The organism is Bifidobacterium jacchi (assembly GCF_009078285.1).
Classification (GTDB): domain Bacteria; phylum Actinomycetota; class Actinomycetes; order Actinomycetales; family Bifidobacteriaceae; genus Bifidobacterium; species Bifidobacterium jacchi.
This window is the reverse complement of the sequence record NZ_RQSP01000108.1, coordinates 582-793: the sequence shown is the minus strand read 5'-3', so window position 1 is coordinate 793 and position 212 is coordinate 582. Positions and strand designations below refer to the sequence as shown.

At 69.3% G+C, this 212-nt stretch carries 1 protein-coding gene; it reads right to left on the bottom strand.

Going from position 1 to position 212, the window contains the following annotated elements; all coding sequences use genetic code 11:
• Positions 1-212: transposase (locus EHS19_RS10525; RefSeq protein ID WP_175578443.1), on the bottom strand; the 212-nt coding region annotated here is incomplete at both ends.

Below are 212 nucleotides of genomic sequence, written 5' to 3'. Positions count from 1 at the left end.
GTGATTCCATGGAGAACACGGCCTTGAGCGCGTCCGCGGCCCACTGCCGGTTTCCGGGGTTGACCTTGGCGAGAACGTTGCGTTCGAAGTGCACCATGCACCGCTGATAGCGGGCCTCCGGCAGCAGCTCGTTCACGGCGGCCACGAGCCCCGCGCACCGGTCGCCCACCGCCAGCCGCACGCCCTTCAACCCACGCGCGAGCATGCCGGTG